The sequence below is a fragment of the Secundilactobacillus collinoides DSM 20515 = JCM 1123 genome (genome assembly GCF_001435975.1).
Classification (GTDB): domain Bacteria; phylum Bacillota; class Bacilli; order Lactobacillales; family Lactobacillaceae; genus Secundilactobacillus; species Secundilactobacillus collinoides.
Genome location: NZ_AYYR01000054.1, coordinates 15,393 through 35,296, shown reverse-complemented (window position 1 = coordinate 35,296; position 19,904 = coordinate 15,393). Strand labels below are relative to the sequence as shown.

Genomic DNA, 19,904 nt, shown 5'->3' with positions numbered 1-19,904 from the left:
ATGTGATAAACCTGAATCCTGACAACTCGTCGTTGCTTAGATTCAATTCACTATCACTTTATGTGTCTATCATATCGAGAAGTTGGGGTATCTTCAACCAACAATTCAATTAGAAATGTTTCATTTTGAACACACGAAAAGTCAAACAAATCTACACATAACGCGGGTTTTGGCGGGATAAAACACTTGTTAAAAAACATTCTAATTTATTTTGTCTGTGACCCCTGTTGCCCATCATTATCTGAAACTTCTTTGAGAATCTGCCACGGACCGTTTAAAATCAAGCGTTTCATATTCTGTTCCAGCGGCACCACGAGTTTTGGATCAGGATTGGTGGCAATAAATCCAATGGTGTACATCACCGCACCACTAAGGGATGATTTAGCAAAATTTGCCGACATCGAGTCCATCGCGTTTTTTGTTTTTAAGTTGAATTTTGTTTCAACGGCACGATCAATTTCCTGTCGCAACCGGCGCTCAAAACGTGGGTCACCATTCACACTCAGTAATGTGCGAATAGTCACCGCGTGGGCCCGGCAAAATTCAAATTTAGCTTCCAAAGCATCATTTTCCAAATTTAAGATCCCGAATTGTTTACGGAATACCATGAATTTTTCGATGAAATCATCCTCAACATTGCGGATCAAATCATATTTATCATCATAGTAGCGGTAAAAGGTGCTGCGGTTAAGGTGACTCTGCTTAACCAAGTCGTTTACGGTAATGTTCGCAAACGGCTTCGAAGTCAGTAACGCGAGCATCGCTTTTTGCAGCTCACGTCGCGTGTGATTTTTCTTTAACATCTTCGTCCCGCCCCCTTTGTTGGTATTCTTACTGTAACACGTCCTCAGAGCTAGAAGTGCCACAATTATACAGTTTGTGTCCAATATCTATCAATTGATAGGTCTATCTAACTCAACTATACCACGACCAGTGAACGTGGGAAAGAAGATACAACATGTGTCAATTCGTGATTAAAGCGGTGCTGAACACCATTCGTGCCATGAACTTTCGCGGATTCAACGTGGGACATTAGCGTGGTACATTAAGAATCATCTAACAGCTGTCGGAGCCTGGACATGCCCCCAAAGGTCAACAGAATGCTAACCGCCACCCATTAAGGTGATTACCCGTCCGAAAAAACCACACGCCAATCCCCCATCTGCATGCAACATCTGACAAGTCCACGTAAAAACCCCATCGCTCAGTTTCAAATCGAAATCTGGCAACAGGGTTCATATCCTTCTAATCATTAATCGCTGACGCTTGCTAATAGCAGCGCAATTTGCGGTCGCATGGTCTGTGCCATTTTGTCGTCCAACTGCCGATCATTTTTAATCAATAATTGATCATAGATGACTTTTTGATAAATAGCCAATAACACTTGCGCCAATGTTTGGGTGCTTTCGGCTGGTATTTTAAACGTTCCGGTCATGTTGGCCAAACCGTCGCCTAGTTGTTTTCGTAAATTATCGAGTGTGTCTAACAACCAGTTAGCCTGTTTGTCGGAAAGCAGCGGCCGCTCGCGGACCGTAATCATAAACGACTGGTAGAGTTGTTCATCATCAAAACTTGCCCAAATGTTTTCAAAACTCGCCATCAGAGCTGTCTCCAGATCCGCAGCTGAGTTGATGTTTTGAAACACAAATTTTGCCTTGCTTAGCCGAGCCATGACTCCTTCGTAAACGATTGTATCTAAAATTTGCCGTTTGCCATGCGGAAAATAGTAGTACATCAACCCTTCCGCAATACCGGCTTCCTGGTTGATTTTCCGGGTTGTCGTTGCTTCAAAGCCGTTCGTTGCAAACATCTCTCGCGCAATTCGGACGATTTTTTCTTTCTGGGCGTCACCCTTTGAATCAGTCTTTATCATATCTTAGCCTCTGTCCTTCCATGATTGTCGCTGTGTTAGGCTAGTCAGGTGTTACAAGAAAAGCCAGAGTGAAGGATGTCAGCTCTGACTTCTCGTTAATTTTACATGAGTCCCGTAATGGTTTCCCCAAGCAGGTACACGTTTAAGCCAATCAGGACGATGGTTGCGAACCAAGCTGCGTACTTGACCCAGGCGTGGTTAGCAAATTCACCCATGATTTTCTTATCGCTGGTGAAGATCACCAATGGAATAATGGCAAACGGCAACGCAATACTCAAGAACACTTGTGATGCTGTCAGCAGGCTTTCAATCTTGGCTTCATTTCCCTTGTAGATAATGGCGAAAATCAGCACTGGTGTAACGGAAAGCAGCCGAGTCACAAGCCGTTGAACCCAGAGCGGTACCCGTAATCGAATGAACCCTTCCATGATAATTTGACCGGAAAGGGTACCAGTAATCGTAGAACTTTGACCTGATGATAACAGGGCGACGGCAAACAACATACTGAGCATTGGACTGGCAATGGCGCCAACCACTTGACTGTTGCTCAACGCATTGAACAAATCAACGAACCGACCGAGCGAGCTGTTCGTTCCGAAGAACAAGGCAGCCCCTAAAATCAGTAACAAACTGTTGACGATGAAGGCAATGAATAATTGCATATTCGAATCGATTGTTGAAAACTTAATTGCTTTCTTGATGTCATTACGGTCTGAACGGTCTAATTGACGGGTTTGTGAAATTGATGAGCCAAGGTACAAATCATGAGGCATGACGGTGGCACCGACAATCCCTAATGAGAGATATAACATGGAGTGGTTGGTCATGATTGAACCACTTGGCACATATCCCTTAAGAATCCCGCTCATACTTGGGTTGGACAAAGCAACTTCATAAGCAAAGACTAACAGAATGACAGCAACCAAGGTTGCTACGATAGCTTCGATTTTTCGGAAGCCTAACTTCATTAAAACTAACAGTAACAATACATCGCAGGCGGTAATTAGGATCCCGATAATCAACGGAATCTTAAACAGCAGTTCCAATGCGATCCCAGAACCAATAATTTCGGCAACATCCGTTGCCATAATAGCTAATTCAGCAATCACCCAGAGAACGATTCCCATTCCCTTGGATGTCCGTTCCCGTGTGAGTTGGGCCAGATCTTTTCCGGTAACAATTCCCAGCTTAGCAGACATGGCTTGCAGTAACATCGCAATCAAACTTGAAATCAAGATCACTGAGAGGAGCCGGTACTTGAACTGAGCACCACCAGCAATTGACGTGATCCAGTTACCTGGATCCATGTACCCCACGGCAATTAAGATTCCTGGGCCTGTATAGGCCATCAGAGTCTTCCAGAACCCCGCGTTCTTTGGCACCTTAACACTGCCATTAACTTCGTCCAAGCTCTTCCCTTCGCCAGAAACGCCTTGCACAAACGTGTTGTGCTTTGCAGTATCGTCTTTCATCATTATAGAACCTCTTTTCTATGGGCTTAGAAATTCGGTTGGCCAGCAGCAAAGTAAGTATTGATCTAACATTAAGCACACCTGTTTAAAATCATATCAACAACCTATTTCACTGGTCCAAACATTCAAAGCAAAACCTATTATATTTTCAAACTGACTGAGCGCATGCTCAAATTCCATAACTAAATATACACCCTTTAAAATTAAACACAAGCATTTTTCTCACCTTTTTTCATGTTTATTTTTCTGGATACCTAAACTTCGTGTAAGGCGTAACCGATTACATTCAATATATGTCAGCAAATACCGGTGTTGTGCGTCTAAAACGGTGTCTGGTTCGGTCGGGACTATCATTCTGAGACTCTGAAAATGGTATTAAAAAGTGATCAAATTAACCGCCCTTTTTTAATTCTACTGCGTCTTTTACAACTAAATTCAATGAATAATTGCAGCAACTTCATTCTTGAGTGCAGGAACCACTTCCGCCTCAAACCACGGATGCCCTTTCAACCAACCATAATTTAAAGGTGACGGGTGCACGATTGGAAAATAATCCGGCATGTAGTCGGCATAGTGTTTGACCGTTTCCGACAGATTTTTCTGCCGGCGGGCTTGCAGGTAAAATTTTTGAGCGTATTGCCCAATCAGCAGATTCAACTTAACGTTAGGCATGAGTGCGAGCAAGGGGGCGTGCCACTTTTCAGCAAATCCTTGTCGCGGCGGCAGATCACCACGGTCACCTTTTCCCGGGAAATAAAAATCAAGGGGCAGGATCGCAATCTTCCCCGAATTGTAAAACTGATCACGGCTCAAACCCATCCACTCGCGTAATCGATCACCGCTGGGGTCGTCCCAAAACAGCATTGATTCCTGTGCCCGACGGCTGGGTGCCTGACTGGTAATCAAAATTTCAGCCTCTGGCATAACCTGATATAACGGCTTGATACCAGTCTGTGTGTAAACCGCGTTTTGTGGGTCAGCTTGAATGGCTTTAAATATAGCTTCTGCCTTTGTGATGACAATCACCTCCATCAATTAGCTTCATTCTATCAAGCCGTGCTAAAAGGGGCAAATATAGGCAAATGTGTCAATTGTATTAAATTTAGATTTTAATTATAATAACGATTACATTTTATTGACTTTCTGGTAATAAAGACTATCGTAATTGGTAATGTGTTTACGCGCGATACGCAAACATGATACCCGATTGAAAGCTGGCGCACACATGAACGTCCTACGCAGTACCTTTTCTTCACTTCAGAACCGAAATTTCCGCTACTTCTGGTTTGGTCAATGTATTTCCGTCATGGGCACTTGGATTCAGCGAACCGCTCAGACGTGGCTGGTCTACCAGTTAACCGGCTCAGCTTTTTTGGTCGGCGTTTTAACCGCCTGCCAATTTGCGCCGATTCTCATCCTAACCCTAGTTGCCGGCACTGTCATCGACCGCTTCCCAAAGAAACAAATTCTACTCTTAACTCAGTTCGGTTTTCTATTACTTGGACTACTCATTACCATCCTGACTTACACAAAGCTTATTCAATACTGGGAAATATTGATCATTGCCGTTGTGTACGGGGTTCTTCAAAGCTTTGATACACCGACCCGGCAGTCTTACGTTGTTGAACTGGTTGGTCAAAAGGATTTAATGAACGGCATTTCATTAAACTCCACCCTATTTAATATGGCCAAAATTGTTGGGCCTTCAGTAGCCGGCTTGCTCATGGCCCGGTACAGCGTCGCTTTTTGTTTTCTCGTAAACACCATCAGTTATTTAGCTGTGTTACTTGGTCTCTTTTTGATTCACCAGACAAACACACTGGCATCCCACTCTCGTCAGCGATTGTGGTCAGATGTTAAATACGGACTCAGCTATGTTTGGCACCAGCCCAACATTCGTTTAAGCGCCGAATTAATGCTGGTCGTATCCACACTAAATTTCAATAACAACGTGATCATTCCGATTTTTGCCAAAACAGTCCTTCATTCCGGCGCCCAGGTCTACGCAAACCTGCTCTCCGCTAGTGGGGTCGGTTCGCTGATAGCTGCCTTTTTGATGAGTTATCTCTCACGCTTTGGGTTGCAGCGAAACATCTACTTGTTCGTGACGGCCGGCACGGTCACACTGCAAGCCCTCATGCTGTTTGTCCATACTTACTGGTTAGCCATGCTGGTCATGGTGTGCGTCGGCTTCTGCAACATGATTTTCCTGAACCAGTCCAACGCCTCGTTCCAGTACAGCATTCCCGACAATCTGCGGGGCCGCGTCATGAGCGTTTACGTCCTGCTGAATCAAGGCACGACCCCCATCGGCAGTATCTTCGTCGGCGGAGTCATGGACATCGCGGGCGGTATCTGGGGCTTCCCATCCTGTGGACTTTTGGCAATTGTGCTGCTTATTCCGGTGGTTCTTAGTCAGCGAAAACTGATCAATAAGTGGATTCACGGTGCTTCGGAGGAAGCTAAGGCTTAACCCTTCCCCTTAATATACGATATGTAAAAGACGCCTCAGTATTTAATTTGCTGAGACGCCTTTTTTATTCAATGATTAAGTTGTTGCGGTGTTGATGTCGGCACAGTCGCTCTGCCAACTTGGCGTCTAAACGTGCTCCCAAAGGCAAGGAGTTGCACCTAGTGGACTTCGACCGCAAAAGCCAGAATCGGGCTTTTGCGGTCAAAGTCCACTAGGCTCCACTCCTTAAGCGCCTTTTTCCGCACTCTCTTTAATTAATCTTCCGTTTCGGATTCAAAATTCCCATCGGATCAAACAACGCTTTGATCTGGTGTTGGATCTGATCAACGTCTTCGCCGAGTTCTTCATTATTCCACTGGTTCTTTAGCATGCCGACCGCGTGTTCACCGGAAATCGTGCCACCCAGTTCAAGCGTCTTGTGGAACATGAGTTGCAGCGCTTCAACGACAGCTTCAGGCGTTTCAGTTTCTTCCTTCGGCCAAACAATTGTCGGGTGGACATTACCGTCACCGGCATGCCCGGCAACGTAAATCTTCAGATTAAGTTTTTCGCCAACTTCACTGATGTAGTCCATCATTGGGGCGAGTTTAGACAAAGGCATTGCCATATCTTCCATGATATGGTTCTGACCAGCAAAAATTGCTGGCAACATATCCCGTCGTAGTTTTTCAAGACTGGCTTGTTCAGTCGCGTCTGTCGTAACCTGGACATTCTTTGCCTCATACTTGTCCAGCAGATCATTTAACACTTTGACCGTTTCAGGCGTGCTGCTGTCGATCTTAAAAATCAGCATGGCACCGCTGTTAACACCGTAGTTTGTACCTTCGTAAGTGTCCAATGCTGAAATAGTGGCACTGTCGAGTGCTTCCAACATCGTTGGGTAAACACCTGAAATACGAATAGCTGCAACGCCTTTAGCAAGTTTGGTCATGTCATCAAAGAAGGCAATGCCCATCGTTGGTGTGCCAAGTGGGATCGGCAGCAATTTCACAGTGATTTCGGTGATAATCCCAAGTGTTCCTTCAGAACCAACGAAGAGCTGCGTTAAATTATAGCCAAAGGCCTGCTTTAAAGTCCGACCGCCCAGCTTAATTTCGCGTCCGTCAGCCAAAACGACCTTCATCCCGAGGATGTTGTCCTTAGTCGCCCCATATTTCACAGTGCTCATCCCACCGGCGTTGGTTGCGGCGTTACCACCGATACCAGAGATTGGCTTTGAACCAGGATCCGGTGCGTAGAACATGCCTTCCTTGCGAGCTGCCTTATCCAGGTCGCCATTAATGACCCCGGGCTGCACAACGGCTAATGAATCAGCCTTACTGATTTCAACAATTTGATTCATTTTTTTCGTAGAGAGAATAAAACTCCCGGCTACCCCATCGGCACCAATGACCGTTGTAGTGAATTGGTCTTGCGGGATGACTGAGATGTGATACTTGCGGGCAGCCTTTAAGACGCCCTTTACATCATCCGAGTTAGCCGCTTCAATGTAGGCCAGTGCCAGCCCACTGTCGTCATCGGTCAGTCGTGAGCTGAATGACTGCTTTTGAAGGGTGGCATCATCGGTATAAACGGTGCCGGCCTTGACTTGATCCTTCAGGAAAGCAAGAATTTGATCATCTGAAAATGCTTTGAATACCGTCATTTCAAAATTCCTCCTTGTGTTAAACGCAATCGCGCCTCTCTGCCATGTAGTGCAAACGGCGGCAACAACGTTTAATGAGCAACATCACGATTGATGGCACAACATAATTTGTGCAAAGTTAAGGTAATTGTGATATTGTTTCTTATGGAAACAATATCGCGTTTAATCGGTAAAGTCAACTGATAAGGAGGCCGCCTTTTGGAAAAATTAACCTACTTTAAAACCGTGATCGATCCAAGCCTCGTCACCCTTGCGAGCCAGTTAGCTTCTGGCGATGCGTTTGAAAAGGCTTGGATCAGTTCGCGGTTGGCTGACCCAGAACTTGCCACAGTTATTAACCAGTTATCCATCGTCAACATGCACACCCTTAAAGCCATCGCCGTCCACCATTTGATCAATGGTGTCGCCCTGTCTGAAAAACTAGGTGTCACCCGAGGAACCATTTCAAAATCCACAAAGAAATTATTGCAGCTGGATTTAATTCAACAAGAGAAACATCCTGATAACCAAAAGGAAATCCACTACCGGTTAACCGCAGCTGGCAAAGCCATTAATGAACAGCACCAGGCACTTGATCAGTATCTGGATGTGCAGTCACAGCAGGTCATCGGCCAGTTTTCAGAAACGGAATTGCAAACCGTTGCCGCATTTTTGGACAAAATGAGCCAAATTCGTAAGCAGCATTAGCTAGCAAAAAAGACATGGTACCGAGAGTAATTTCTCTGGTTCCATGTCTTTTCAGTCTTCACTTATCTTAAAGCGCCTGATGCACCATCTTAATGTGCGGTGTACTGTTAAAGATAAACGTTTCCCCGGCAGTCTCAAACTCAAATTTCCGGTAGTAACCCTGGACTTGAACCTGGGCCTCAATTGCAATCGTCAGGCCGGCATCATGCTGTTTAATAACGGTCATGATCTGGTCCATTAAGGCGTTGCCTAACCCAGTGCCTCGGTGCGCATCATCCGTGACCACCCGACCGAAAGTAACGGTGTCAGCATCCGTTTGAAAGACCCGCGCATAGGCGATCACGTGTCCATCTTCCCAGTCAAAAATATGAATCGCTCTCGGGTCGTTGTCATCGACTTCCTGATAGATTCGTTTTTGATCCACAACAAAAGTCTTCACCCGAAGTTTCAAACATTCAAAAAATTCAGTAACGGATAGCTCTGCAAATGGTTTTGCTTGCCACATATCAACACTTTCTCTCTTATAATTATCATTTAAATAGTAACTGATTCAATGTTTCAATTGCCTCGTATGCGTGTTGCTGATTATCCGCAGATAATGGCTCAAAAATGGTTCTCAGTTGCGCATCGGAGAGGTCATCCAACTGCTGATTGAGTGTTTTTCCCGCCGCTGTCAGGGACAGAATAATCGCTCGCGAATCAGTTAGTGACGCTGTTTTGACAACTAGTCGAGCAGCTGTCAGCCGTTTAATAATTCGACTGGTGTAACTGCGGTCAAGCGCCAATTTTGCCGCAACATCCTTGGGGCTTATCGGGGTCTCGACAGCAATCAGCATCAGAATCCGAGCCTCTGGCCAGCTGAGTTCCGTATTGAAGACCCGCTTGTTTAAAATACCCAATAATTCCGTATAGTCACGGTTAAATGCCCGAATCTGGTGCAGGTTCTTCTGTGATAACGGCATGTGTGTCGCCTCCAATATAATGGCTTTTGTCCATTATATTTCGTGACTGTAAATTTGTCTAGTCGAAATGATCATTTCACTAAAAAAGCTGGAAATCTTGTGACTTCCAGCTTTAATGTGCCGTGTATTTCCCGATGACTGCGATCCACTTAAATAAATGAAAGTTTGCCGTTTTGGTTACTGCCTTGAAATGCGTGATGGATCACGAAAAACTACGCAAGCGCAGCTTGATTGTCTGTCGCTGGTTTTATATTAACGCAATTTTTTCTTTCAAAACTGCTGCCATTCCGTCGGCCGGTCGCCCAATAATTGTCTCAAAATCATCAGAGACAATATCTAAAAAGCCCATTTGACCCGCTTCAAATAACGTCTTCAGTGCGAAATCGTCAGTTTGGAAAGAATCACCAGTCGGACGTTGCTGCACTGGTGCTGGTTCGTAGCCAATCTTTTCCCCTGTTGTCATCGTTAAAACATGTGCCAATTCAGGCATTGTTAAACTACTTGGCTGCGTTAACGTATAGCTTTGTCCTTTACCGTGCAGCATCGGGGTAACTGCCACCTTAGCGATAGCTTCCGCACTGTTACTCAGACTGATAAAGGACAGTGCCTTGTCTCCAACTGGGTAAGTCAGGGTCGCGTTTCTAACTAATTCAGGTAAGTGTGGGATAAGGCGATCCGCATACAACGCGTTTTTAACGACCACATAGGGCATTCCTGTTGTTGCCAGGCGACGAGTCGCGTACCCATAAAACGGTGTCAGAACAAATGGGTTATGTTCCTGATCGGCAAAGAAACTAACGAAGATGAGCTGTTTTACGGCGGCATTTTTAGCTGCCGTCAGCATCGTTTCAAATTCACCGATGCACCGCTGAACATCATACGTTTCACTCGGTATATACACGAGAACATCCGTGCCCAAAAGCGCCCTTGTTTGCGTTCCCTGATCTTGATAATCCGTCCGGACGACTTGGACGTGCTGTGCTTTCAAGTTGGCAGTCTTCCCACTTGAATATACGATAGCTTGACAATGCGTTGCGCCTGCATAACCCACCAGATACCGCATTAAATAACACCCTAAATCACCCGAAGCCCCAATAATCGTGTAGTTCATAAAATGCCTCCTATTTTTGATTCCAGTATGTATTTTTGTATAAAAAAGATGCTTAGCGAGCACGCATAAGCAACGATTATGTGTTGGTATGATTTTGTTATAATTTCGACACATATGCCGTGTTTTGTTGCTAAACTCATTATACGTCATCTTAAAATTGATACAACCACCTTTATCTAATTTCGGGGAACGAAAAAAGCACCAAAAAAATAGCGTTCAGAAAATCGGGTACTTTTCTAGACGCTCCAAAGTGTTATTTAGTTGATAAAGTGTGCAATTGCATCCGCAACACCGCGCTCATAATCATTTTCAGTAACGTACTTAGCCACACCTTTAACCGAGTCAATCGCGTTCGCAACCGCAACCGGCATACCGACTACCCGCAGCATTGCCAGATCATTGTCATTGTCTCCAATGGCAATCATTTCGTCAGGCGCAATCCCTAGTTTTTCGCCTAAATCTAAAACGGCCTGTCCCTTATCAACGCCTAAGTGATTCGCTTCCACGTAAATACCGGAAGAGTAAGTGCAATTGATCTGGTTGTTAAACCGTGTCATCACTGCTTGGTAAAGTCTGTCTTGAACGTGACGCTCCGGGTTCATGGCAATCACTTTCATGATTTGATCATTCTTAAATGCTGCTAATGTCGGCGCATCAAATTCATCAAAATCCACCCCACGCGTTTTAAGATAAGCCTGATCATCAGTCCGTAAATGATAAATGTACAAATGATCCAGTGTGTACACATGAATGTCGGTGTCATCAAACTCACGCATGATAGCAAAGACCTTTTCCGCCTCTTCGTGGGGCATGGCGTTGCTGACAACTACCCGATTATTTTGATTTTCAACGACCGCGCCGCCGTTATATGACACAACGTATTCGTCCGGCTGTTCGAAGAGTCCAATTGTCTGTAACAGCGGTTGAATCGTTAGAAAACTGCGGCCGGTATTTGGGACAAATTTTACACCGGCATCCACCGCCGACTTGATGGCAGTCACATTAGCTGCAGAAATGGTACCATCTTTACGCAATAGTGTTTCGTCGAGATCACTCGTGATTAGTTTGTACATACTGGAACCTCCCTTATCAATTCCTGTTCTTCTCGTTTTTATTCTACCAAGTTATCTCGCAAAATTCGATTACTTGGCACACCTGTCTATAAAAAAGAAAAGACCAATTCAAAATTCAGTGCTGAATTTTGAATTGGCCATAAAGTATTATGAATTTTAATCAATCATTTTTTGATGAACTATCCGCAATAATGCACGGCTTTGACACTGGCATGCATGATACAACCGCTATGTTTGTACCAAATGTGTGTTGCCTCGCCTAATATATCAGTCAAAGTCAGTTTTCAAAACTAAATTTAATTGTCTGACAAATTAACGAGAAACCCAAAAATCGAGGCGGAATTTTCTAATAAAAGTATTCCAAATCACTCTCAGCACTCGGATAAACCGGCATCCAGCTTTCAGCTTCAGCAGCTGATTCATGTCGTGTAATGATTCCTGAGAACGTATTGATCAATTCTTCAGCATTGACTGCAAGGACCACTGCACCCACTAACTGATTCGTCTGCTTATCGAGAATCACAGTGACCCGCGCCGTTTTATCCTGCAGCCGGTTGTAAGTGTACCAACTGCCAACCTCGGCTGGCCGCACAACGTAGGCATCTGGATGGGCAGCAGCCATCGTTAACGTAACCCCGACCTGTGCCAATTCCGGTCCGGCAAAGACAGTATGCGGAATTGGCGGGTAGCTGATGGCTGCGTGCTGCTGACCCAGTAACAAATCAGCGACATAGTGCCCTTCAAACCCAGAAACTGGCGTTAATTTGGGGACCGTTTTGGCAATCACATCACCAATGGCGTACACGTTAGACGCAGCGGTCTGCAAGTGATCGTTGACTTCGATGCCCTTTGCCGAGGCAGCAATGCCAGCTGCTTCTAAATGAAGGCCGGCAATGTTTGCTGGACGCCCTGCAGCGGCAAAAATCGTATCGAGGGCAACATCCTTGTTGTCGGTATGGACGATGACACCAGTCTTAGATTCAGAAACACCGGTAACAGCGGTGTTCCAATGAAACTGAATGCCCTTAGCGGCCAACGTGTCGCGCAAGACTGCCGTATCCGCTTCTGGAAAACCACGTAACAATTTGTCATTATGTTGAAAAATGTGGACGGTTGCTCCTGCTTCTGCTGCAATGTTTGCCAGTTCGATGGCTACGTACCCCGCACCAACGAACCCGATTTCGTGCGGTAACTCGGGCAGTGACAAAAAGTCTGTGCTGGTTTGAAACAGTGCCTTCCCTGGAACGTCTGGAATCGCCGGTTTAGCACCAGTAGCAATGATGATCGATTCACCAGTCACCCGTTTGTCGTTGACCTCAAGCGTATGAGCATCAACAAACTTTGCTGTGCCAAACAGCGTGGCAATACCAGAAGATGTCAGCCCATCATGGGTGCCGCTAGGAATTTTATCAGTATAACCGTGCTTAAACGCCATCAATGCCGGCCAATCAATGTCGACCTTGCCTGTAATACCGCTTTGGCCATAACGCTGTGTCTGCCGCTTGGATTCCACGACACCATACAACATTTTTTTGGGGTCGCAACCGAAGTTCGGACAGGTGCCGCCCCACAAATTATTTTCAATGACTAAGATTTTTTGTTTGCGTAACAGTGCGTAGGCTGCGGCCAACCCGCCAGGCCCGCCGCCAATAATAATTGTATCGTAATCGTAAGCCACATGAATGCCTCCAGTCGAATTGGGTTACCTTGATTCTAACCGCTTTCGTCAGTGCCGTCATTTAAAACGCCCTCGTACTTGTTTCACATGAAACATTACCTGCGGCGCGTCACGATTTTTCCCGCTACCACATCGTAAGCATTGCGTTGCCGATCTTGCCGTGGTGTTATCTGCCAGGTAGTTTGATAGTTGCGATTAAAACTGACCGCATCCTGAAACCCGACTCGTAGGGCAATCTGTGTCGTTGTCAATTGACTTCCAAGAACCAGTGGGCGCGCTACTTCACACCGAAATTGATTCAGGAGGGGTTTAAACGTCAACCCAAAATACGTCAGCAGGCGATTGTTAATTGTGTCCTCTGAAAAACGCAGCGTCTGCGCGACTTCTGGCAACGTTAACGTCTCGGCACAGTGTTCAAAAAGATACACACCAATCGTCCAACCATCACTGTTGCCTACTAGCTGATGACGTGTTTTCAAATCATCCCGATAAGCTTGTGGAGACGTCTTGTTAATTTTTTCAAATTGATAGTAAAACGTACTGATCGTGCGGTAGCCGCAGATAGCAGCAATGCGGCGAATGCTTAGTTCCGGAAACTGAAGCAAACCCGCCGCATTGCGAATACGAACCTGATTCAATAATTGGTTGAAATTAAACCCGGTGAGGGAAATCAACGCCGTTTGTAATTTCTTAGGTGTCGTTTCGAACACTTGGGCCATACCGGCCAGCGTTAAGTGAGACGGATGATGAAATTGGAGATACCGCAGCCAAACCCATGGTGCTGCGTCCGGTGACACGCCGACTGCAACGTGCGGTTCAACGTGAAATAGGTAAATCAAATAAGATGTAAGTGCGAGATTTAAGCTCTCAGTGTTCGTCATATGATGCTGTTTTTGTCGCACAGTATTGGCACAAAACTGTGTCAAAAACAATTGGTTTTCCGCGGCTAAGTGAATAACTGGAAAGAAATGTTCCGCGTTGCGCAACGCGATGGCATATTGTTTTTCATCGTTGGAAGACAGCAAGAGCAACCCCATCGAAAGCCGAATCGCATATAACGTCAGTGACATCCCCGTTTCAACTGAAAGTCGTCTGATCTGGTGCGGCATTAGCTGAACCACGTCGCCGGCTGTCAGTTGAAACGCTGTCCCGTTGATTTCCACGGTTGCGGTGCCCGCTGTCACGACCCAAAATTCTGCTTCATCACGAATATACGGTGCCACATCAGCGGCTATCGCTTCTAAAGAAATACTCAGATCTTGTGGCCGATAATGACTGGAAAGGTAATTGGTACTCACATATGGGTAATCTGAATTCATCGTAAACTCCTTTTCGAACATTTAACGGAAAAATAGGCACAAATCTTGTTCAGCTCCGATTATACTAATTGTGAAATTAATATCAAGCAAGGAGATGGCATCATGTCAAAAGTATTTGTTTTAGGTGGCACGGGATTTCTAGGCTACTACACGATCAAGGCCTTACTCACACGAGGGTATCAGGTCAAAACCATGGCGTTGCCCCCGTTACCAGCAGATGACCTCATACCAAACGAGGTTGAACTCAGTCTGGGCAACATTAATGACTTATCAGACACTGATATCGTGCATTTACTAGCTGATTGTGACGGGTTCATGTACGCAGCGGGGGCAGACGAACGCGCACTGCCAGACGCACCCGCGCTGAGTTTCTACTACCATGCCAACGTATTACCTACCCAACGTTTAGCACGCTTAGCGCGTCAGGCCGGCGTAAAGAAATTCGTCGTCTTTGGGTCCTACACCGCAGAATTCGCAAGCTTGTGGCGCGACACCTATCCCGAATATCAGCAGCAACCCTATCCGAACACGCGCTTGCTCCAGGAGTAGGTTGCATTTGCTGAGGGCGAAGGTGCCATGGATGTCACTGTGCTGCGACTCCCCTATATTTTCGGCACGATGCCAGGTCGACTGCCGCTTTGGAAAATGTTCGTTGATCAAATTCGCGACCAACCCGTTTACCCCGCACTCAAGGGCAGCACATCCGCCGTTACCGTGGAACAAGTTGCCGAGGCGGCTGTCGGTGCCATGGTCCACGGCGAGCATCGGCACACCTATGCAATAAATGCATATAACTTGGCTTACAAAGATTTCTATGACATGATTGTGGAAGCGCTTAATCAAACTGGAAAAACGCAGGTACCGATTGTCCCATTTGAGCAGTTGAGACCGCAATTTGAGCAACTCGACGCCCAAGCAGCAGCTGCCGGGAAGGAACACGGCATTCACATTACGTTATCTGAGCAATTACAGGAAGAGGCGCAGTGCACTGCGCCAAAAGTGACCCAGGCTGTTTTAGGATTTAAGGACCATGATGTCCTTGCATCAATCAAGCAAACCCTCGCCAAGTGCGTACAAAACGAAGAAACCGTCAAATAGAAAGGACTTGATCATTATGGGTAAATTAACCGGAAAGGTCGCTGTCATTACAGGTGCTGCTCAGGGAATGGGAGCCGCCCATGCCAAATTGTTTGTTGCTGAGGGTGCCAAGGTTGTCTTAACCGACCTGAACGAAACAGAAGGTCTGGCAACCGCTGAGAAATTGGGCACCAATGCCATTTTTGTTAAACAAGACGTTTCAAATGAGAACGACTGGCAAACAGTCGTTCAAACCGCTCTGGAAAACTTTAACCAGATCGATATTCTGGTTAACAATGCGGGAATCACCTACGCAAAATCACTATTTGACGTGTCGGCGGACGATTATTTGAAAATTTTCAAAATTAATCAACTGAGTGTGTTCTTGGGTATGAAGTTTGTTGCCGCTGAAATGAAAAAAGCGGGGCATGGAAGCATCGTCAACGTATCATCCATCAACGGGTTAGTTGGCGGAGCTATCGGCTATACAGATACTAAGTTCGCAGTTCGTGGGATGACAAAAGCGGCTGCGCTTGAACTGGCTCATTACGGTATCCGTGTCAACTCAGTTCATCCAGGTGTGATTTCAACGCCGATGATCCACCAGGGCGACACAGACGATGCCGTTGCCCAGTTTGCTAAAACAATTCCGTTGCAGCGAATTGCAGAACCAGAGGAAGTGTCAAAAATGGTCCTGTTCTTGGCCTCCGATGATGCCAGTTATGAAACCGGTGCTGAATTTGTAGTCGATGGCGGTTTGACCGCTCAGTAGTACCTGCCGAAACCACCGAACCGGTAAAAGACGTTTTTGGCTTAATCACTCGTCCAAAGTATCAAATGGTCCCGATATTTTCGTGAGGTGGAGGCAAACTTGCAGCTCATTTCGGTGCCGTACTAGAATGACTGCATTATCGCGCCTCATTTATCTTGCGCAAACATGCATTAAACAGCGCTCCCGCAAAGAATCCCAATGAGGATTCTTTGCGGGAGCGCTTATATTCTGAAGACAAACCGTTTTTGTCCCGCGTTTTAACTTTTTAAAGTGTCGACACCCGGGCAACCTCATTGGCTGCCATGAGTGCCATGGTCACCGTGCGCAACGTTTCATCAGTCACGACGACATCGCGCCCAGCACCAACGTGCCGGTCCAACCAATCTGAATTAATGAAGTTGGCGGTCACGCTGGTACCCGTTAATGACTGCCGCAGATCAATCGTAAACTGATTCACCGCGGCCTGTGATGCCCGATATCCGGCTCCGGCAGCATGATTGTGCGTCATTCCGGCTAGATGGCCGGTCAGGTTAATAATCTGGCTTGTTGACGCTTTTTTCAACAATGGCAGCATAGCCTGCGTCACGTCGACGAGCCCAAAAAAGTTGGCTTCAAAATCCTGACGCATGACAAAGGAAGAAAGTGTCGTTGGGTTGAAGTCATGGTCATAGGAGGTACCGCCATTGTTGATCAACGTGTTCAAATACCCGTAGTTGGTGTCGATATAGTCCTTGGCACCATTGATCGATGCGCGGCAAGTGAGATCCAGCTGCACAACATCCGCGTGAATGCCCTGTTTTAACAACTCTGCAGCCATGCGTTCCCCCCGCTGACTATCATGGACCCCAAGTAAAAGCAGCTGCCCTGCATGCCCCAGCAGCGTCGCAATTTCGTACCCCATCGACTGATTCGCATTCGTAATCAACGTAATCGTTTTATTTATCATATACCAATGCTCCTTTTATCATAATCATGCGTCTTTTTTAGTATTACAGCCCCATGTTACCACTTACGTCATGAAATATATACCCAATGTAGCGTTTTTAATCGGTATATTCCACTTATTTATTATATCATAAATGAGATAGACCATTTTTATTAATTTTGATTACAAACAATAGTTACCGCTTCCATTTCGCGGTAAACTAGACCTAGAACCCAGCACTAGGAGTTGATGTGACATCAAGACGCAGACAACCAAGTGGAAACTAGCAGCCGCCCTTAAGGCTCTGATGGCAACCACGCCGTTTAATAAGATTACGATTGAATTATTGACGCAGCAAGCGCATGTAACGCGCAACACGTTCTACTACCACTTTGAAGACCTGTTCGCCCTCTTGGAATGGACGTTTCAACGTGAGATCGTGGACCAGTTAAGCGAGCACTATTTACGTGTCAATCGTTGGCAGGACGGCTATCGATTGATATTAACCTACATTGCCGACAACCGTGAATTGTGTTTAAAAACGTTTCATTCGCTGGCTAGGGACATTCTCGAAAACACCCTCTACGACGTCGCCAGTAAAATGGTCAACGCCGTGGTTCTGGATGTAGATGCCCATGTTCAGCCAACGTTGCGTGATGCAATCGTCAATTTCTTTGGCTGGGCATTGGTCATGCAGCTCGTCCAGTGGTTAGCTAACGGTTTGGCAGAACCGCAAGAAGCCGTGGTCAAACGTGCTGAGTTGGTGTTGGACGGTTCGGTTGCGAACGCGATTCAAAACGGACAAAAATTCACCGATTTTGGGCAAATGAACTGAGTTGACCATTTTTAGTTTTCTGCGTACCAGTTACAATAAAGATGACCGCAATGCTTGAAAAGTAAAACGTGTGGGCAGACACGATCATACTAATAAGTTACCGCATTGCGAACTGATACACCGTACCTGTGACATCACTCAATTTAGAACTTGGAGGGATTACTATGGTAAAACGTAAAGCAATCATGATTGGGGCCGGCCTGGCAAACATGGCCGGAGCCGTTTACTTAATTCAAGAGGCACACTGGAAGGGTGAACAGATCACCTTTTATTCAATCGATGACCACGGCTCAAACGACGGGTCTACAGCAACGTCTGCTAAGGGCGAGTATTGGAACACCGACTACCCAGTTGAAAACCATACCGGTTTCGTCGCTCGTGGCGGTCGGATGCTGAACTACCGGACATACGTTGACCTCATGGATCTCATGGGTCGAATCCCATCCGCCACTGAAAAAAACATGACCGCAGCCGAAGACACCCACGATTTTGACGCCCACCACCGGACCTTTGATAAGGCCCGACTGCTGCAGGGCGGCGTTGGTATCGTTAACGGCAGTCACTTAGGCTTAAATAATAAGGACCGCTCCCTGCTCACAAAATTGATCTTGATGCCGGATAAGGAAGAAACTCGGCTGGATAATGTCACCATTGCGGAATACTTCAAGGATGATCCGCACATGTTTCAAACGAATTTCTGGTACATGTGGGAAACCACCTTCGCCTTCAGGGTGCAGAGTTCTGCGCAGGAACTGCGGCGTTACATGCACCAAATGATCTATGAATTTACCCAAATTGAACACTTGGTCGGCGTTAACCGGACACGTTATAACCAGTATGAAAGTATGATGCTGCCTCTGATCAACTACTTGAAGGAACAGGGCTGCAAAATCGTTTTGAATCGCCGGGTCACCGACTTCACCTTTAAGGACACCGCGCTGCAAGACGAAATCACTGTCACCGGCTTAGAGATGGAAAACACAGAGACCAACGAAACGGAAACGGTCGCTGTGGATGATGATACCGCCGTCTTCTTTACCAACGGGTCGATCACCGACTCCGCTACTTTGGGCGACTTCAACACCCCGGCATCCGAAAACATGGACTACGGTGCTGCTGCCAGCTTGTGGAAGAAAGCAACGGAACACTTCTACAACCTTGGGAACCCCGACAAGTTCTTTGCTGACCGAAACGCCAGTGAATGGTCAAGCTTTACCTTAACGACGAAAAACCACTTACTGTTAAACGAGATTACCCGGATCACCACGCAGTTGCCAGGTAACGCACTGAACTCGTTCCTGTCTACAAAGCCGATTACACCGCTGGGCCAAAAAGATGTCAATATGTCCATTGTGGTCCATCATCAACCGCACTTTACCACGCAAAGACCAAACGAGTCGGTTATCTGGGGCTACTTCCTTTACCCGCGTCGAAAGGGTGAATTTATTGAGAAACCTTACATCGAAATGACCGGGAAAGAAATGGCTGAGGAACTGATTGGTCAACTGTCGAAGGTCGATCCAGGGCCAACGAACATTATGGACAAGAAAGACGAGATCATGGACAGTATCATCAACAACGTGCCCGTTTACATGCCATACGCTTCAGCATTGTTCAACAACCGGGCAAAGACGGACCGGCCTGAAGTGATCCCCGCACATTCTACTAATTTGGCCTTCACCGGTGAGTTTGCGGAACAACCTTACCAAATGGTCTTCACCGAACAGAGTGCCACCCGATCAGGTGAAATCGCCGCTTACCACTTCACCGGCATTTCGATGAACAATTTGGTCGACACCCCGCGGTATGATAAGGATATGAAGACGCTTGCTAAGGCGACAAAGAAGCTCTTCTCTTAGTCGTAACCGTTAGTCGTGCGGCATCAAAATTTGTACACGTTAAAACACATCAATAAGCGCTTGGAAAATCTCGACATTTTTCGGGCGTTTTTTGATGACTAAATAGAACTATTGGCAGGGTTAATATCGTACTTTATAATGAT

Annotated in this window: 19 protein-coding genes; 7 read left to right on the top strand and 12 right to left on the bottom strand. The window is 46.2% G+C overall.

Features of this window, described 5'->3' with window-relative positions; translation table 11 throughout:
* Window positions 1-206: 206 nt before the first annotated feature.
* From FC82_RS09645 to FC82_RS09630, 4 genes are all read right to left on the bottom strand, one after another.
* Entirely contained in the window at window positions 207-803 is a 597-nt protein-coding gene (locus tag FC82_RS09645) for a TetR/AcrR family transcriptional regulator (RefSeq protein WP_056996866.1), read from the bottom strand.
* A 449-nt stretch (window positions 804-1,252) separates the two neighbouring features.
* Window positions 1,253-1,873: a TetR/AcrR family transcriptional regulator gene (locus tag FC82_RS09640; RefSeq protein WP_054759687.1), complete on the bottom strand. Its 621-nt coding sequence runs from the start codon at window positions 1,871-1,873 to the stop codon at window positions 1,253-1,255.
* Window positions 1,874-1,974: 101 nt separating this feature from the next.
* Entirely contained in the window at window positions 1,975-3,345 is a 1,371-nt protein-coding gene (locus tag FC82_RS09635) for an Nramp family divalent metal transporter (RefSeq protein WP_056996927.1), read from the bottom strand.
* A 435-nt stretch (window positions 3,346-3,780) separates the two neighbouring features.
* Window positions 3,781-4,377 carry a uracil-DNA glycosylase family protein gene (locus tag FC82_RS09630; RefSeq protein ID WP_056996865.1) on the bottom strand — a complete coding sequence of 199 codons (597 nt, stop codon included), beginning with the start codon at window positions 4,375-4,377 and terminating at the stop codon, window positions 3,781-3,783.
* 193 nt (window positions 4,378-4,570) lie between these two features.
* On the opposite strand from FC82_RS09630, the gene FC82_RS09625 reads away from it, so the two are divergent.
* On the top strand, window positions 4,571-5,818 hold the full coding sequence (locus FC82_RS09625) for an MFS transporter (protein ID WP_056996864.1): 1,248 nt from the start codon (window positions 4,571-4,573) through the stop codon (window positions 5,816-5,818).
* 250 nt (window positions 5,819-6,068) lie between these two features.
* Here the strand turns inward: FC82_RS09625 and FC82_RS09620 are convergent, their stop codons facing one another.
* Window positions 6,069-7,463 carry an FAD-binding oxidoreductase gene (locus FC82_RS09620; protein ID WP_054759685.1) on the bottom strand — a complete coding sequence of 465 codons (1,395 nt, stop codon included), beginning with the start codon at window positions 7,461-7,463 and terminating at the stop codon, window positions 6,069-6,071.
* 198 nt (window positions 7,464-7,661) lie between these two features.
* Between FC82_RS09620 and FC82_RS09615 the strand changes: the two genes are divergently transcribed.
* Entirely contained in the window at window positions 7,662-8,150 is a 489-nt protein-coding gene (locus FC82_RS09615; RefSeq protein WP_054759683.1) for a MarR family winged helix-turn-helix transcriptional regulator, read from the top strand.
* Window positions 8,151-8,217: 67 nt separating this feature from the next.
* Here FC82_RS09615 and FC82_RS09610 read toward each other — a convergent pair whose 3' ends face one another.
* The 6 genes from FC82_RS09610 to FC82_RS09585 form a co-directional block, all read right to left on the bottom strand.
* Window positions 8,218-8,655: a GNAT family N-acetyltransferase gene (locus FC82_RS09610; RefSeq protein WP_056996863.1), complete on the bottom strand. Its 438-nt coding sequence runs from the start codon at window positions 8,653-8,655 to the stop codon at window positions 8,218-8,220.
* A 25-nt stretch (window positions 8,656-8,680) separates the two neighbouring features.
* Entirely contained in the window at window positions 8,681-9,112 is a 432-nt protein-coding gene (locus FC82_RS09605) for a MarR family winged helix-turn-helix transcriptional regulator (RefSeq protein ID WP_054759681.1), read from the bottom strand.
* A gap of 247 nt (window positions 9,113-9,359) precedes the next feature.
* The gene (locus tag FC82_RS09600; RefSeq protein WP_054759679.1) at window positions 9,360-10,223 is read right to left on the bottom strand and encodes an NmrA family NAD(P)-binding protein; all 864 of its coding nucleotides are present in this window, start codon (window positions 10,221-10,223) and stop codon (window positions 9,360-9,362) included.
* A 257-nt stretch (window positions 10,224-10,480) separates the two neighbouring features.
* The gene (locus tag FC82_RS09595; RefSeq protein ID WP_054759677.1) at window positions 10,481-11,296 is read right to left on the bottom strand and encodes a Cof-type HAD-IIB family hydrolase; all 816 of its coding nucleotides are present in this window, start codon (window positions 11,294-11,296) and stop codon (window positions 10,481-10,483) included.
* 346 nt (window positions 11,297-11,642) lie between these two features.
* The gene (locus FC82_RS09590) at window positions 11,643-12,974 is read right to left on the bottom strand and encodes a dihydrolipoyl dehydrogenase family protein (RefSeq protein WP_056996862.1); all 1,332 of its coding nucleotides are present in this window, start codon (window positions 12,972-12,974) and stop codon (window positions 11,643-11,645) included.
* A 95-nt stretch (window positions 12,975-13,069) separates the two neighbouring features.
* Entirely contained in the window at window positions 13,070-14,293 is a 1,224-nt protein-coding gene (locus tag FC82_RS09585) for an AraC family transcriptional regulator (RefSeq protein ID WP_054759675.1), read from the bottom strand.
* Window positions 14,294-14,395: 102 nt separating this feature from the next.
* Here FC82_RS09585 and FC82_RS17175 point away from each other — a divergent pair, with 102 nt between their 5' ends.
* The 3 genes from FC82_RS17175 to FC82_RS09575 are packed head-to-tail and all read left to right on the top strand — an operon-like array spanning window position 14,396 to window position 16,142.
* Window positions 14,396-14,842: an NAD-dependent epimerase/dehydratase family protein gene (locus FC82_RS17175; RefSeq protein WP_235809207.1), complete on the top strand. Its 447-nt coding sequence runs from the start codon at window positions 14,396-14,398 to the stop codon at window positions 14,840-14,842.
* 27 nt (window positions 14,843-14,869) lie between these two features.
* Window positions 14,870-15,391, top strand: a complete 522-nt coding sequence (locus tag FC82_RS17170; RefSeq protein ID WP_235809206.1) for an NAD-dependent epimerase/dehydratase family protein — start codon at window positions 14,870-14,872, stop codon at window positions 15,389-15,391.
* Between the two features lie 16 nt (window positions 15,392-15,407).
* Complete coding sequence (locus FC82_RS09575) at window positions 15,408-16,142, top strand: glucose 1-dehydrogenase (protein ID WP_056996861.1); 735 nt, start codon at window positions 15,408-15,410, stop codon at window positions 16,140-16,142.
* Window positions 16,143-16,407: 265 nt separating this feature from the next.
* On the opposite strand, the gene FC82_RS09570 is transcribed toward FC82_RS09575, so the two are convergent.
* Window positions 16,408-17,088, bottom strand: a complete 681-nt coding sequence (locus FC82_RS09570; RefSeq protein ID WP_056996860.1) for an SDR family NAD(P)-dependent oxidoreductase — start codon at window positions 17,086-17,088, stop codon at window positions 16,408-16,410.
* Window positions 17,089-17,374: 286 nt separating this feature from the next.
* Between FC82_RS09570 and FC82_RS09565 the strand changes: the two genes are divergently transcribed.
* Together FC82_RS09565 and FC82_RS09560 are read left to right on the top strand one after the other, a co-directional pair.
* The gene (locus FC82_RS09565; protein WP_065101515.1) at window positions 17,375-17,902 is read left to right on the top strand and encodes a TetR/AcrR family transcriptional regulator; all 528 of its coding nucleotides are present in this window, start codon (window positions 17,375-17,377) and stop codon (window positions 17,900-17,902) included.
* Window positions 17,903-18,066: 164 nt separating this feature from the next.
* A complete protein-coding gene (locus tag FC82_RS09560; RefSeq protein ID WP_054759667.1) occupies window positions 18,067-19,761 on the top strand; it encodes an oleate hydratase in 1,695 nt (564 codons plus the stop codon).
* Window positions 19,762-19,904: the final 143 nt, after the last annotated feature.

Bases quoted from the DNA above. Each gene is read 5' to 3' on its own strand.
- FC82_RS09645 (WP_056996866.1), bottom strand. From the start codon at position 803: ATGTTAAAGAAAAATCACACGCGACGTGAGCTGCAAAAAGCGATGCTC.
- FC82_RS09640 (WP_054759687.1), bottom strand. From the start codon at position 1,873: ATGATAAAGACTGATTCAAAGGGTGACGCCCAGAAAGAAAAAATCGTC.
- FC82_RS09635 (WP_056996927.1), bottom strand. From the start codon at position 3,345: ATGAAAGACGATACTGCAAAGCACAACACGTTTGTGCAAGGCGTTTCT.
- FC82_RS09630 (WP_056996865.1), bottom strand. From the start codon at position 4,377: ATGGAGGTGATTGTCATCACAAAGGCAGAAGCTATATTTAAAGCCATT.
- FC82_RS09625 (WP_056996864.1), top strand. From the start codon at position 4,571: ATGAACGTCCTACGCAGTACCTTTTCTTCACTTCAGAACCGAAATTTC.
- FC82_RS09620 (WP_054759685.1), bottom strand. From the start codon at position 7,463: ATGACGGTATTCAAAGCATTTTCAGATGATCAAATTCTTGCTTTCCTG.
- FC82_RS09610 (WP_056996863.1), bottom strand. From the start codon at position 8,655: ATGTGGCAAGCAAAACCATTTGCAGAGCTATCCGTTACTGAATTTTTT.
- FC82_RS09605 (WP_054759681.1), bottom strand. From the start codon at position 9,112: ATGCCGTTATCACAGAAGAACCTGCACCAGATTCGGGCATTTAACCGT.
- FC82_RS09600 (WP_054759679.1), bottom strand. From the start codon at position 10,223: ATGAACTACACGATTATTGGGGCTTCGGGTGATTTAGGGTGTTATTTA.
- FC82_RS09595 (WP_054759677.1), bottom strand. From the start codon at position 11,296: ATGTACAAACTAATCACGAGTGATCTCGACGAAACACTATTGCGTAAA.
- FC82_RS09585 (WP_054759675.1), bottom strand. From the start codon at position 14,293: ATGAATTCAGATTACCCATATGTGAGTACCAATTACCTTTCCAGTCAT.
- FC82_RS17175 (WP_235809207.1), top strand. From the start codon at position 14,396: ATGTCAAAAGTATTTGTTTTAGGTGGCACGGGATTTCTAGGCTACTAC.
- FC82_RS17170 (WP_235809206.1), top strand. From the start codon at position 14,870: ATGGATGTCACTGTGCTGCGACTCCCCTATATTTTCGGCACGATGCCA.
- FC82_RS09575 (WP_056996861.1), top strand. From the start codon at position 15,408: ATGGGTAAATTAACCGGAAAGGTCGCTGTCATTACAGGTGCTGCTCAG.
- FC82_RS09570 (WP_056996860.1), bottom strand. From the start codon at position 17,088: ATGATAAATAAAACGATTACGTTGATTACGAATGCGAATCAGTCGATG.
- FC82_RS09565 (WP_065101515.1), top strand. From the start codon at position 17,375: ATGGCAACCACGCCGTTTAATAAGATTACGATTGAATTATTGACGCAG.
- FC82_RS09560 (WP_054759667.1), top strand. From the start codon at position 18,067: ATGGTAAAACGTAAAGCAATCATGATTGGGGCCGGCCTGGCAAACATG.